Origin of the sequence: Citrobacter sp. Cf088 (genome assembly GCF_030334295.1) — a bacterium.
Taxonomy (GTDB): domain Bacteria; phylum Pseudomonadota; class Gammaproteobacteria; order Enterobacterales; family Enterobacteriaceae; genus Citrobacter; species Citrobacter freundii.
In genome coordinates this window covers 42,934-56,253 of record NZ_JAOWEE010000054.1, presented here as the reverse complement: position 1 = coordinate 56,253, position 13,320 = coordinate 42,934, and the positions used below count along the sequence as shown (strand labels likewise).

Sequence of the window (13,320 nt, the reverse complement as noted above, 5' to 3'; positions counted from 1 at the left end):
CTGTTTATGGCAGTTATTGTGCGACTTTCTTTTTCGCCGCACGTTTAGCTTTGGTGGCGGCAGCAATTTTAAGCGTTTTTGCCGATGGCTTTTTCGCTTTTTTGTCGCCTTTCTTCTCAGCCGCATTCTTTTCCGCCTGAGGTTTGGCTCTGCCTTTTTTCTCACCGCGGAAAGCGCTATCCGGCTCGAAATTCACCTTTTTGCCCATCTGACGACGTTTACCGGTATTTTTACCCGCATCGCTTTTTTTGGCTTTTTCGCGCGCAGTTTTACCTTCATTACGCGGCGCACGTTCGCTGGAGATCAAGCTAAAGTCGATCTTACGCTCGTCCATGTTGACTGCTTCCACGCGAACTTCCACGCGATCGCCCAAGCGATACATCTGACCGCTGGATTCCCCCGTCAGGCGCTGCCCAACCTGGTCGAAACGATAGTAGTCGTTATCCAGGGAGGAGACATGCACCAGACCGTCGATAAACAGCTCATCAAGACGGACAAAGAAACCAAATCCGGTGACGCTGGCAATCACGCCTTTGAAGACATTCCCCACCTGATCCAGCATGAAGTCGCACTTCAGCCAGTCAGAGACATCGCGTGTGGCTTCGTCAGCACGGCGCTCGGCCATCGAACAGTGCTGACCCAGTTGCAGCATCTCTTCCATCGAATAATGGTAGCCACCCGTTTCAGTGGTGTTGCCTTTATGGCCCTGCTCCTGCGCCAGCAGATACTTAATCGCCCGGTGCAAGGAGAGATCCGGGTAACGACGGATCGGTGAAGTAAAGTGTGCATAAGATTGCAGCGCCAGGCCGAAGTGACCACGGTTTTCCGGATCGTAAATCGCCTGCTTCATCGAACGCAGCAGCATGGTTTGCAGCATTTCTGCGTCAGGACGGTCAGCAATCGACTCCAGCAGTTCAGCGTAATCGCGCGGCTCAGGTTTGTTGCCACCTGGCAGCTCCAGTCCCAGCTCTGCCAGGACGGAACGGAACGAGTTAATCGCTTCGGTCGTCGGCTTATCGTGAATACGGAACAGCGCTGGCTCTTTGGCTTTCTCAACGAATCGCGCCGCTGAGATGTTCGCCATGATCATGCACTCTTCAATCAGCTTGTGCGCGTCATTACGCTGCGTCTGCTCAATACGCTCAATACGGCGTTCAGCATTGAAGATAAACTTCGCCTCTTCACTTTCAAACGAGATACCGCCGCGCTCTTCACGGGCTTTATCCAGCACTTTGTAGAGGTTATGCAGCTCTTCAATGTGTTTGACCAGCGGTGCGTACTGCTCACGCAGCTCCTGGTCGCCCTGCAGCATGTGCCAGACCTTGGTGTAGGTCAGACGTGCATGGGAACTCATGACCGCTTCGTAGAATTTAAAGCCGGTTAAACGGCCTTTCGACGAAATGGTCATTTCACAGACCATACACAACCTGTCCACCTGCGGGTTGAGCGAACACAATCCGTTAGACAGCACTTCCGGCAGCATCGGAACAACCTGCGACGGGAAGTAAACGGATGTGCCACGGCTGCGGGCTTCCTGGTCCAGCGGAGTCGGCGGGCGAACGTAATAGCTTACGTCGGCAATTGCCACCCATAAACGCCAGCCGCCGCCGCGTTTCTTCTCGCAGTAAACCGCATCGTCGAAGTCACGCGCATCTTCGCCATCGATAGTCACCAACGGCAGGTCGCGCAGATCGACACGTCCTATTTTCGCCTCTTCCGGCACTTCTTCTTTCAGTCCGGCGACCTGTTTCTCAACAGCCTGCGGCCAGATATATGGGATTTCATGAGTACGCAGGGCCATATCAACGGCCATGCTGGTTCCCATGTTGTCACCCAGCACTTCTACAATTTTACCCACCGCTTTGGTGCGGCGAGTCGGACGTTGGGTCAGTTCAACGACGACCACAAAGCCCATACGAGCGCCCATCACCTCTTCCGGCGGGATCAGGATATCGAAACTCAGACGGCTGTCGTCGGGGACGACAAACCCAACGCCAGCATCGGTGAAGTAGCGACCGACAATTTGGCTGGTTTTTGGCACCAGTACACGCACAATACGCGCTTCGCGACGACCTTTACGGTCCGCGCCCAGCGGCTGCGCCAGCACCTGATCGCCATGAATGCAGGTTTTCATCTGCTCGCTGGACAGGTACAGGTCATCTTTGCGGCCTTCAACGCGCAGAAAGCCGTAGCCATCACGGTGGCCAATAACGGTACCTTTCAGCAGGTCGAGACGCTCCGGCAGCGCATAGCACTGACGACGGGTGAAGACCAGTTGTCCGTCACGCTCCATCGCGCGCAGACGGCGGCGCAGTGCTTCCTGCTGCTCTTCACCTTCAATGTTGAGTTCAGCGGCCAGCTCATCACGGTTGGCCGGTTTTTCACGTTTAGTTAAATGTTCGAGGATAAATTCCCGGCTTGGGATAGGATTCGCGTATTTTTCAGCTTCGCGTTCCTGGAAAGGATCTTGTGACATTGAGGTTCCTCCATTGTCAGCTCTGATGGAATTCCTTCGTCTTTCACGACGCCTCTTTGTTGGCTGCCTTTGCTCCCACCTGTCACTTACTTTTGTAAGCTCCTGGCGACTCGCTCAGTTGCCGCCGCGATGCGACGCGAAGTACTTTGGACTTCATTACTCCACCAGCAATAATTTATAAAGCGGTTGATTCTCTTCAACCAAATCAGCAAGTGTGTAGTTGTCCAGCTCCGTGAGAAAACTTTGCACTGCCTTAGAAAGCGCCTGTTTGAGTCGACAGGCCGGGGTAATGTGGCAAAACTCGCTGCTACAGTTGACCAACGATAAGGGTTCCAGCTCGCGAACCACATCACCAATACCAATATCCTTAGCGGGTTTACCCAAGCGGATACCGCCATTTTTTCCTCGAATAGCAGTAACAAAGCCCGCCCGGCTAAGTTGATTGATTATTTTGACCATATGATTACGGGACACGCCGTAGACTTCTGTCACCTCAGAAATACTGGTCATACGTCCTTCGGGAAGTGACGCCATGTAGATTAGCGCACGTAATCCGTAATCGGTGAAACTTGTTAACTGCACATCAACCTCAGGAAAAGGGATAAAACGGATAAACCTGGTGGTATTAATTATATTGATGATAAACCAGCCACCAGCCAGGTCGCTAATTTATTTCAGTTCGGGAAGGAAAAAAGCGAGGAACTTACGTGATTTTAAGCCGGATTCTGATGCAAAGCACCTTATCCGGCTTGAGATATTGCAAGCGCAGCGCCATTCGACGCCACGCTATAACCAGAATTATGCGTCGAACGGGTCGCGCAGGATCATGGTTTCAGTACGGTCTGGGCCAGTTGAGATAATATCAATCGGCACACCGGTCAGTTCTTCAATACGCTTGATGTAGTTCAGTGCAGCCTGCGGCAGACCGCTACGTTCCTTCACGCCGAAGGTAGATTCAGACCAGCCCGGCATGGTTTCGTAAATCGGCTCGATACCTTTCCAGTCGTCTGCTGCCAGCGGAGTAGTCGTTACTTCACGGCCATCCGGCATACGGTAAGCGACACAGATTTTCACCTCTTTCAAACCGTCCAGTACGTCCAGTTTGGTCAGGCAGAAGCCAGACAGGGAGTTAATCTGTACTGCACGGCGTACAGCAACGGAGTCCAGCCAGCCGGTACGACGACGACGACCGGTGGTCGCGCCATACTCGTTACCTTGTTTGCACAGGAACTCGCCAACGTCATCAAACAGTTCAGTCGGGAACGGACCCGCACCTACACGAGTAGAGTAAGCTTTGATGATACCCAGAACGTAGTCCACATAACGTGGGCCCAGGCCGGAGCCGGTTGCCACGCCACCTGCGGTGGTGTTGGAGGACGTTACGTACGGATAGGTACCGTGGTCGATATCCAGCAGCGTACCCTGCGCACCTTCAAACATGACGAAATCGCCACGCTTACGCGCCTGGTCCAGCAGATCGGAAACATCAACAACCATCGAGGTCAGGATGTCGGCGATAGCCATCACATCATCCAGCACTTTCTGGTAGTCAACTGCTTCAACTTTATAGAAATTCACCAGCTGGAAGTTGTGATATTCCATCACTTCTTTCAGTTTTTCAGCGAAGGTTGCTTTATCAAACAGATCGCCAACACGCAGACCGCGACGAGCTACTTTGTCTTCATAAGCCGGACCGATACCACGACCGGTAGTACCGATCGCTTTCTCGCCACGCGCTTTCTCACGAGCGTTATCCAACGCAACGTGATAATCAAGGATCAGCGGACAAGCTTCAGACAGCAGCAGGCGCTCGCGAACCGGGATACCACGATCTTCCAGTCCTTTCATTTCTTTCATCAGCGCGGACGGAGACAGAACAACACCGTTACCGATGATGCTGATGACATTCTCGCGAAGAATACCTGATGGAATAAGATGGAGGACGGTTTTTTCACCGTTGATTACGAGAGTATGGCCTGCGTTGTGACCACCCTGGTAGCGCACAACATATTTAGCCCGTTCAGTCAGAAGATCGACGATCTTCCCTTTACCTTCGTCACCCCATTGGGTGCCCAGTACGACGACGTTGTTACCCATTTTTCAAAATCACCGTTTGCTTAAAAATGGATTCTACCACCGCTTTTTCAGATATACAGCACTTTTTGCATGCGAAAATCCGCAAATTAGTCTACTTATTAATCAGCCAATCGTTTTCCTCAACATGTAGTAGACCACAACGCCCGCAACCACAAGACCTCCACCAAAACGACGCAAAATATTTTCGGGAAGTTGCGCCATTGCAGAGATCATTTTCTTCCATGCGCTGGGATAAAGCATCGGACCCAGCCCTTCCAGCACCAAAACCAGCGCGAGCGCCAGCAAAATTGTTGAATTCATCCATCGCCCTTATATAAAAAGAAAACCACCGCATCCCTGGGGATGCCGGTGGTTTTGCTGCTTTAAACCGCTGGAACGCGATTAGCGTGTCGCGGAACTCGGTGTCTTCATGTAGCGGAAGAAATCGCTGTCCGGACTCATGACCATCACGTCCTGGTTGCCTTCGAAGCTCTTCTCGTAAGCACGCAGGCTACGGATGAAGGCGTAGAAGTCTGGATCCTGACTAAACGCATCGGCAAACAGCTTAGCGGCTTCTGCATCGCCTTCACCGCGCATGATACGGCCCTGACGCTCAGATTCTGCCAGCGTTTTAGTGACTTCATAGTCCGCCGTTGCACGCAGTTTTTCCGCCTCTTCCTGGCCTTGTGAACGATGGCGACGCGCTACCGCTTCACGCTCAGCGCGCATACGGTTGTAGATAGCCTCGGACACTTCAGCAGGCAGGTTGATTTGCTTAATACGCACGTCAACCACTTCGATGCCCAATGCCGCCATACTGTTCGGGTTGATGACCGGTACTTTACCGTTCGTTTCAGCCTGAACACGTTCAGCCGCTTCGGCAATCGCGCTATCTGCTGCCGGAGTCGCCACTTCATCTTCCGTGCCAGCAGAACCGGAGTTCAGCGCGTCACGAACTTCCAGGGTCAGACGACCGCGGGAATCGGTAACGATGTCCTTCACGTCCAGACGACCAATTTCAGAACGCAGACGGTCAGAGAACTTACGTTTCAGCAGGACTTCCGCCTGAGAAACATCGCCACCGCCCGTTGCCAGGTAGTAACGGCTAAAGTCACTGATGCGCCACTTGATGTAGGAGTCAACAATCAGGTCTTTCTTCTCTTTGGTAACAAAGCGATCGGCCTGGTTGTCCATGGTCTGAATACGCGCATCGAGCATCTTCACAGATTCAATAAACGGAATCTTGAAGTGCAGGCCTGGTGCAACGACCAGCGGCTTGTTTTCATCGTCACGCAGAACTTTACCAAAGCGCAGAGTAATGCCGCGCTCGCCTTCTTTGACCACAAAGACAGACATGAACAGAACTACCAGAACGATGATGATAATCGCAATAACTGACTTACGCATCGTTATTCCCCCTGACGCTGGTAGTCGTTACGCTGCGCATTCGCGCGGCGTTGGTCCATAATATCGCCCTGACTGGTGGACGATGTATTGCTTGCTCCAGTGCTGGAAGTCGTTGCTGGCGGCAGACGCAACAGGTTTGAACTGCTGTCAGTCTTTGCTGCTGGCGCACTACCACCTTTCAGCATTTGATCCAGCGGCAGAACCATCAGATTGCTGCCTTTATCGTTAACCAGGACTTTGCGGGTATTGCTCAGCACTTTTTCCATGGTTTCGATATACAGACGCTCGCGGGTAATTTGCGGTGCGGCTTTATATTCCGGCAGAATTTTTGCGAAGCGAGCCACTTCACCCTGTGCTTCCAGGATGGTCTGAGTCTTATACGCACGCGCTTCTTCCAGAATACGCTGAGCCTGACCGTTTGCACGCGGCTGAACTTCGTTGGTGTACGCTTCTGCTTCACGAATGTACTGCTGTTCGTTTTCACGTGCTGCGATAGCATCGTCAAACGCGGCTTTTACTTCTTCCGGCGGACGTGCTGCCTGGAAGTTGACGTCCAGCAAGGTGATACCCATGTTGTACGGACGGATTGTTTCTTCCAGTTCCCGCTGGGTATCGCTACGAATAACGGTACGCCCTTCGGTCAGGATACGGTCCATGGTGTATTTACCGATAACCCCACGCAGGGCGCTGTCAGTTGCCTGACGCAGACTGTCATCCGCACTGGTTACGCTAAACAGGTAACGCTGCGGATCGGTCACGCGGTACTGTACGTTCATTTCGACGCGCACGACGTTTTCGTCAGAGGTCAGCATAACGCCGGATGCGGCAAGTTCACGCACGGCTTCAACGTTGACCGGTGTCACCTCATCGATAAAGGTCGGTTTCCAGTTCAGACCCGGTTCAACCAAATGGCTGAATTTACCGAAGCGTGTCACCACGCCACGTTCCGCTTCTTTAATGGTATAGAAACCGCTAGCCGCCCAGATAATGACGATGGCGGCCGCTGCGATAGTAAAGACTCGCCCGCCCAGTTGCGGACGCGGGCCTTGCGATGAACTACCGCCGCCAGAACCAGTACCTTTACCGCCACCCAGACCACCGAGCTTTTTACTCAGTTTGCGGAAGATATCGTCCAGATCGGGAGGTCCCTGCTCGCGACCACCTTTGTTTCCATTTCCCTCAGGGTTGCCGCCAGGTTTGCTGCTTCCCCAGGGGTCGCGGTCTTGTCCGTTATTACCGGGCTGATTCCACGCCATTTTTGTGCTCCATATTTGTTATGCGATGCTATACCTGCGTCTTTTGCGCTGCCGATGCGTTGGCTGCGTCCCTCAACTCCAGTCACATAGTTGACTATGCTCCTGGAGATTTCAGGACTTGCCGCCTTCCTGCCGCACAAAATCCACAAGGTATAGAGGCGAAAAAATCTTCAGGCCATATCCGTCAGATCAGACAACATAGTCTTCCAGTGCCGGTTCTTGTTTACAGAGGCGACGCCAGTCTACGATCGGCATACGAACCTGCAGACCTACGCTGCCGTCTTCCTCCATCCACTCTTTTTCTATTGCCTGAAGTTGATAAAACCGGCTTCTCAAACGCCCTTCCTGCGGCGGCAAACGCAACGTATGCTGCGCCACCTCACCGGAAAGTCGCTCAGTCAAAGCCTGAAAAAGTTGTGGTATACCAATCCCCGTTTGCGCTGATACCCAAACGCGAATGGGTTTATTCTCTTCATCTCTATCGATACGCGGCTCAAAGTCATCCAACATATCGATTTTATTCATCACCAGCAGGGTCGGGATCTCATGTGCATCGATCTCTTCGAGCACCGTGTCGACGGCCTCGATGTTTTCCTGCACACGAAAATCTGCAGCATCAATAACGTGCAGCAGCAATGTCGCCTGACGTGTTTCCTGCAAGGTGGCTTTAAATGCCGCCACCAGGTCGTGCGGCAAATGGCGGATAAACCCTACGGTATCCGCCAGCACGGTCTCACCCACGTCCGCCACGTCTATGCGGCGCAGCGTTGGGTCCAGGGTCGCAAACAGCTGGTCCGCTGCATAAACCCGGGCTTCGGTGATCTGGTTGAACAGGGTGGATTTTCCGGCGTTGGTATATCCCACCAGTGATACGGTTGGGACATCCGCTTTCTTGCGCGACTGCCGCCCCTGCTCACGTTGCTTTTCAACTTTTTCCAGGCGCGACTGTATTTGCAAAATGCGATTACGCAGCAAACGACGGTCGGTTTCGAGCTGGGTTTCACCCGGACCACGCAAACCAATCCCGCCCTTTTGCCTTTCAAGGTGGGTCCAGCCACGGACCAGACGCGTAGCCATATGGCGCAACTGCGCCAGCTCAACCTGCAACTTACCCTCATGGGTGCGTGCACGCTGGGCAAAAATATCTAAAATAAGACCGGTCCTGTCGATTACAAGACACTGGCACAACTGTTCCAGGTTACGTTCCTGGGCGGGGCTCAGAGCATGATCAAAAATCACCACCGCAGCGCCAGTCGCTTTTACGGCTTCGGCAATTTCGATTGCCTTACCTTCACCAACAAAATACTTCGGGTGCGGTGCTTTACGGCTCCCGGTAATCACCTGCATTGCTTCGACACCGGCGGAAGAAACCAGAGATTCAAACTCCTGGAGGTCTTCCATATCTTTGTCTTGCGAAAAATAGATGTGTACCAGTACCGCCTGCTCACCGGCATCATAACGGTCAAACAAGCGTCAACCCCTTAATATAAATCAACGGGGAACGCAGGATCGCTGGCTCCCCGTATGTAAAACAGCTAATAACCTTATTCGGTTTCTTCGCTGTCCTGTTGCGCAGATGAACCTTGCGCGTTGCTACCGTGATGGTAGTTGCTGCCAGCGCCGCCGGTGGCATTATTGCTGTGATGAGAAACCGGACGAGACGGGACAACAGTAGAAATCGCGTGCTTATAAACCATCTGGCTGACCGTGTTTTTCAACAGGATCACGAACTGATCAAAAGACTCGATTTGACCTTGCAGCTTAATACCATTCACCAAATAAATAGAAACTGGAACACGTTCCCGACGCAGTGCGTTCAGGAACGGATCTTGTAAAGATTGCCCCTTAGCCATTCTCTCTTTTCCTTATATGCTTATTTGTACTTTGAACCTTTCGATTCTGAAAAATTGCGCACGATACGTTTCAATTGTACACATTCAGTTCGCGATAGCACCAACAACCTGTAATACTTCGTTTCGCGCCTGGTCAGGCTTTTCACTGTCAAGCCAGTGCACCCCTTCCCAACCACGCAACCAGGTTACCTGTCGCTTCGCCAACTGCCTCGTGGCGCAAACACCTCTATAAACCATTTCATCGTATGAAATTTCACCTTCAATGTATGACCACATCTGGCGATACCCTACACAACGAATGGAAGGCAAATCCGTATGCAAATCTCCACGGGCAAAAAGCGCCCGGACTTCTGCTTCAAAACCTGAAGCTAACATCTGATGAAAACGCTGCTCAATTCGCTGATGGAGCAGTTCACGGCTCGCCGGGGCGATTGCAAACTGATGCACCTGATACGGCAAAGCATCTCCTGACGTTTGCGTCAGCTCCGTTAAAGTTTTACCCGAAATGAAAAAAACTTCCAGTGCCCGGGAAAGTCTTTGCGGATCATTTGGATGAATACGCGCCGCAGCCACCGGATCGATGTCCTGAAGCTGTCGGTGTAACGCGTCCCAACCCTGCTCTGCCGCCTGCTGCTCAATTCTGGCCCTGACTTCCGGGTCCGCCGACGGTAACGGCGACAGCCCTTCAAGCAAGGCTTTGAAATATAACATTGTGCCGCCCACCAGCAACGGGATACGCCCCGCGGCGGTGATGTCGGCCATCTCGGCTAACGCATCGCGACGAAAATCCGCAGCGGAGTACGCTTGCGACGGATCGCGAATATCCAGTAATCGGTGCGGCGCGGCCTGTAATTCATCTGCATCGGGCTTGGCTGTACCGATATCCATCCCCTTGTAAATAAGGGCGGAATCAACGCTTATCAACTCTATGGGCAAAACTTTACGCAATTCAATTGCGAGTGCCGTTTTACCGGAGGCCGTTGGCCCCATCAAAAAAATCGCCTTTGGCAGGCTCGCCTTACGGGTATCACTCATGTTTCAGGGCATTCATTACCGAATGTAAATCAACAGGTTGTAACAGACCACCCGGCGGTGCCTTCACGAGTTGTGGGCAGAGCCGCTCAACATCCGCTAACAGCGTAATCGCCTGTGCCATACTCCACTGTGGATGCTCGCTAATCAGGTTACGTGCGATCCACTGCGCAATATTGCCCGGCTCGAATACGGATTGCTGCGCCAGGTAGCCTATCAGTTCAGGAATCAAGATTTGTAAATTTTGTTGGCGTAAGGGTAAAGGCACCGCCCGGATGGTCACATGCTGCGCATCCAGTTGAAATTCAATGCCCAGCTCAGCCAGTTGGCTCTGTCCTTTTTGCAGCGCCGCTTTTTCATCGGCGTTGACTTTTAACCGTAAAGGGATCAGCAACGGCTGGGCGCAAACGGTCCCCTGGTCCGGCGTTAATTGCGCCTGACGCAGCCAACGCTCAGCCACCGGTAATGCCAGCAACCGAATATGGCCATCGCACTCGAGTAACGCACAGTCTGCACCGACAATCGTTAGCACCCGGCCAAAGCCCTGACTGCTGCCACTCAGAGGTGCCGATGATGTTTCAGAGACCGGCGTTTTACGCGTTGGAGCCGGCGTCTGCATCAGTTTCTGATAAATTTCGCCCTGCTGCTTTTGATATCCGGGTTGGGCATGAGGCCAACTGGCCCCCGCCTGACGGCCTGCGCCACTACTGCCGTTTCCAGCGCCAGCGGATGCTGAGTACCGCGGTGTTGCAGGTTCACGCGCGGGGGCCGGCTCGGCAAAATGGTTACGTCCGGCAGCAACACGGTTTTCCGGGATGTGCCTTGGAGCAGGTTCGTCCTCATCAGCCAACGGCAGCGGCGTTTCAAGCTGCTGTTGCAGGACGCTCAACACGCCCTGGTAAATAAAATCGTGCACCAGGCGGGATTGATGGAAACGGACCTCATGTTTAGCTGGGTGTACGTTGACATCCACTTGATGCGGATCGATTTCCAGATACAGCACAAAAGCGGGTTGTTGATCGGCTCCCAGCTTATCTTCACAGGCCTGGCGGATAGCGTGGTTGATCAGCCGATCTCGCATCATCCGACCATTCACATAACAGTACTGGATTTCTGCCAGTGCTGCCGTTGTGTGGTTAGGATCGGCCACCCAGCCGCGCAGCGTCAAATCACCATGCTGCCATTCAATCGCCAGCGCATGCTCCAGAAACGGCGTGCCGCAAATCGCGCCCAGCCGGCGCTCTTTCTGCCCATCCACGGCCACTGCCCGGTACTGACGCACCACTTTGCCGTTGTGAGACAAATTAATCGTCACATCAAAACGCGCCAGCGCAATGCGGCGAATAATCTCGTCGATATGATTAAATTCAGTTTTCTCGGTGCGCATAAATTTGCGCCGCGCCGGGGTGTTGTAGAACAGATCTAACACCTCCAGTGTGGTTCCCACTGGATGCGCAGCAGGTTTTACCGTCACATCCATGTCGCGCCCTTCAGCATAGGCTTGCCAGGCCTCAGGCTGCTCTTGTGTGCGCGATGTCAGGGTTAAACGAGACACGGAGCTGATACTTGCCAGCGCTTCGCCACGAAATCCGAGGCTCACGATGGCCTCAAGATCGTCAAGCGAGGCTATTTTACTGGTGGCATGACGCGCCAGCGCCAGCGCCAGCTCGTCTTTTTTAATCCCGCAGCCGTTGTCACGAATACGGATAAGCTTCGCGCCGCCGCGCTCAATATCGATATCAATGCGCGTCGCACCGGCATCGATGCTGTTTTCCACCAGCTCTTTCACCACTGACGCAGGCCGTTCTACCACCTCGCCTGCGGCAATCTGGTTCGCCAGCTGTGGCGGTAGAACCTGAATCGGCATGGCTAATCCTTAATTTGTTAACGTGTTACCCGGCGATATGGCGCTGGCGGTTTGCGCCGGCGCGCCCTGCGGTCCGGTTTGCATCGGGTGCGCCTGGAAATAGTTACGCAATCCTTTGTATATCGCCTCAGCCAGTTGCTGCTGGTAATCATCGCTCGCCAACAGACGTTCTTCGCTGTTGTTACTGATAAAGCCGGTTTCAACCAGCACAGACGGGATATCAGGAGAACGCAGTACGCCAAGACTGGCGTGTTCCGGACGGCGCTTATGCATCGAACCAATACGTTCTAACTGGCCGATCATGCTGGTCGCCACATCATACCCGACGCGCTGCGAATGACCGAACTGCAGATCCAGTACGGCCTGGCTGAGATAAGGATCGGACTGGCTGTTTGCCAGCACATCGCCCGCGCCGCCCAACAGCTCCGATTGTTTTTCGTGCTGTTCCAGCCAGCCGGCCATCTCACTGTTCGCCCGACGGTTCGACAGCACCCAAACGGAAGCACCTGTGGCATCACGGTTTGGCGCGGCATCCGCGTGAATAGAAACCAGGAAATTGGCATTTTGTTTACGTGCGACGTCTGAACGCCCCATCACCGAGATAAAGTAATCGCCATCACGGGTGAGTACGCCTTTAAACATTGGGTCATCATTGAGCAAGCTGCGCAGTTTACGCGCCACGGCAATCGTGACGTTTTTCTCACGCGTGCCTCCAGGGCCAATCGCCCCCGGATCCTGCCCGCCGTGTCCGGCATCAATGGCAATAACCACTTTTTCACCGCTGCCGGTGCTGGCGCGCGCCGCAGGTCGTGTGGAGGTATTACTGTTGGTCACCATCGTGGTGCGATCGTTCTCTGCTTTAAACGGGTTACGCGCAGGCTCGGCAGGACGAGGGGCGACAACCGGCGTTTCAACACGCTTAACAACCACTGGAGGTGGAGGCGGTGGCGGTGGCGCATCAGCTTTGATGGTAAACACAACTGTATAATTGCCGCCGTTCTGTCGTTTAACGGCTTCGGCCTTGCCGTTCTCGGTTAAATCCACCACCAGACGCAAGGACTGCGCATCTTTTGGCGTGCCGGAGCGGATAGATTTCACCAGATTATTGCCGCTAAACAGCAGCGGTAATCCCTGAATCACTCCGGTTTGTTTTATATCCAGCGCGACGGTGCGTTTCCCGTCCTGGCTCACGGCGTATTCAGGCTCGCCAATAAAGCTCAGCGTAATCCGCGCCTGTTGATTGCCATTGGAAACCTGAAGATCGGAGAGGCTGGCGGCCCCTGCCTGCGCGCACAGCAGGACCAGGGTTGCCATCAGCCAGTTTCTGATGCGATAAATCATCCCGCCACCCTT

General features: G+C 53.5%; 11 protein-coding genes. All 11 read right to left on the bottom strand.

Features of this window, described 5'->3' with window-relative positions:
• Nucleotides 1–13: 13 nt before the first annotated feature.
• Complete coding sequence (gene rnr, locus OGV71_RS18775) at nt 14–2,476, bottom strand: ribonuclease R (RefSeq protein WP_003025612.1); 2,463 nt, start codon at nt 2,474–2,476, stop codon at nt 14–16.
• A 156-nt stretch (nt 2,477–2,632) separates the two neighbouring features.
• Entirely contained in the window at nt 2,633–3,058 is a 426-nt protein-coding gene (nsrR, locus tag OGV71_RS18770) for a nitric oxide-sensing transcriptional repressor NsrR (protein ID WP_003025609.1), read from the bottom strand.
• A gap of 216 nt (nt 3,059–3,274) precedes the next feature.
• Nucleotides 3,275–4,573, bottom strand: coding sequence for an adenylosuccinate synthase (gene purA, locus OGV71_RS18765; RefSeq protein ID WP_003025606.1), 1,299 nt, complete (start codon nt 4,571–4,573; stop codon nt 3,275–3,277).
• Nucleotides 4,574–4,675: 102 nt separating this feature from the next.
• Complete coding sequence (locus tag OGV71_RS18760) at nt 4,676–4,873, bottom strand: DUF2065 domain-containing protein (protein WP_003025602.1); 198 nt, start codon at nt 4,871–4,873, stop codon at nt 4,676–4,678.
• 81 nt (nt 4,874–4,954) lie between these two features.
• Nucleotides 4,955–5,959 (bottom strand): protease modulator HflC, encoded by a 1,005-nt coding sequence (gene hflC, locus OGV71_RS18755; RefSeq protein WP_003025595.1) that lies wholly within the window; start codon nt 5,957–5,959, stop codon nt 4,955–4,957.
• A gap of 2 nt (nt 5,960–5,961) precedes the next feature.
• Nucleotides 5,962–7,215 carry an FtsH protease activity modulator HflK gene (gene hflK / locus OGV71_RS18750; RefSeq protein WP_003025593.1) on the bottom strand — a complete coding sequence of 418 codons (1,254 nt, stop codon included), beginning with the start codon at nt 7,213–7,215 and terminating at the stop codon, nt 5,962–5,964.
• A gap of 189 nt (nt 7,216–7,404) precedes the next feature.
• The gene (gene hflX / locus OGV71_RS18745; protein ID WP_003025589.1) at nt 7,405–8,685 is read right to left on the bottom strand and encodes a ribosome rescue GTPase HflX; all 1,281 of its coding nucleotides are present in this window, start codon (nt 8,683–8,685) and stop codon (nt 7,405–7,407) included.
• A 74-nt stretch (nt 8,686–8,759) separates the two neighbouring features.
• Complete coding sequence (gene hfq, locus OGV71_RS18740) at nt 8,760–9,068, bottom strand: RNA chaperone Hfq (RefSeq protein WP_204584214.1); 309 nt, start codon at nt 9,066–9,068, stop codon at nt 8,760–8,762.
• 84 nt (nt 9,069–9,152) lie between these two features.
• Nucleotides 9,153–10,103: a tRNA (adenosine(37)-N6)-dimethylallyltransferase MiaA gene (miaA, locus tag OGV71_RS18735; protein ID WP_003839486.1), complete on the bottom strand. Its 951-nt coding sequence runs from the start codon at nt 10,101–10,103 to the stop codon at nt 9,153–9,155.
• Entirely contained in the window at nt 10,096–11,967 is a 1,872-nt protein-coding gene (gene mutL / locus OGV71_RS18730; RefSeq protein ID WP_008323056.1) for a DNA mismatch repair endonuclease MutL, read from the bottom strand. The genes miaA and mutL overlap by 8 nt, the downstream gene beginning before the upstream one ends.
• A 9-nt stretch (nt 11,968–11,976) precedes the next feature.
• On the bottom strand, nt 11,977–13,308 hold the full coding sequence (gene amiB, locus OGV71_RS18725; protein ID WP_016149446.1) for an N-acetylmuramoyl-L-alanine amidase AmiB: 1,332 nt from the start codon (nt 13,306–13,308) through the stop codon (nt 11,977–11,979).
• Nucleotides 13,309–13,320 lie beyond the last annotated feature (12 nt).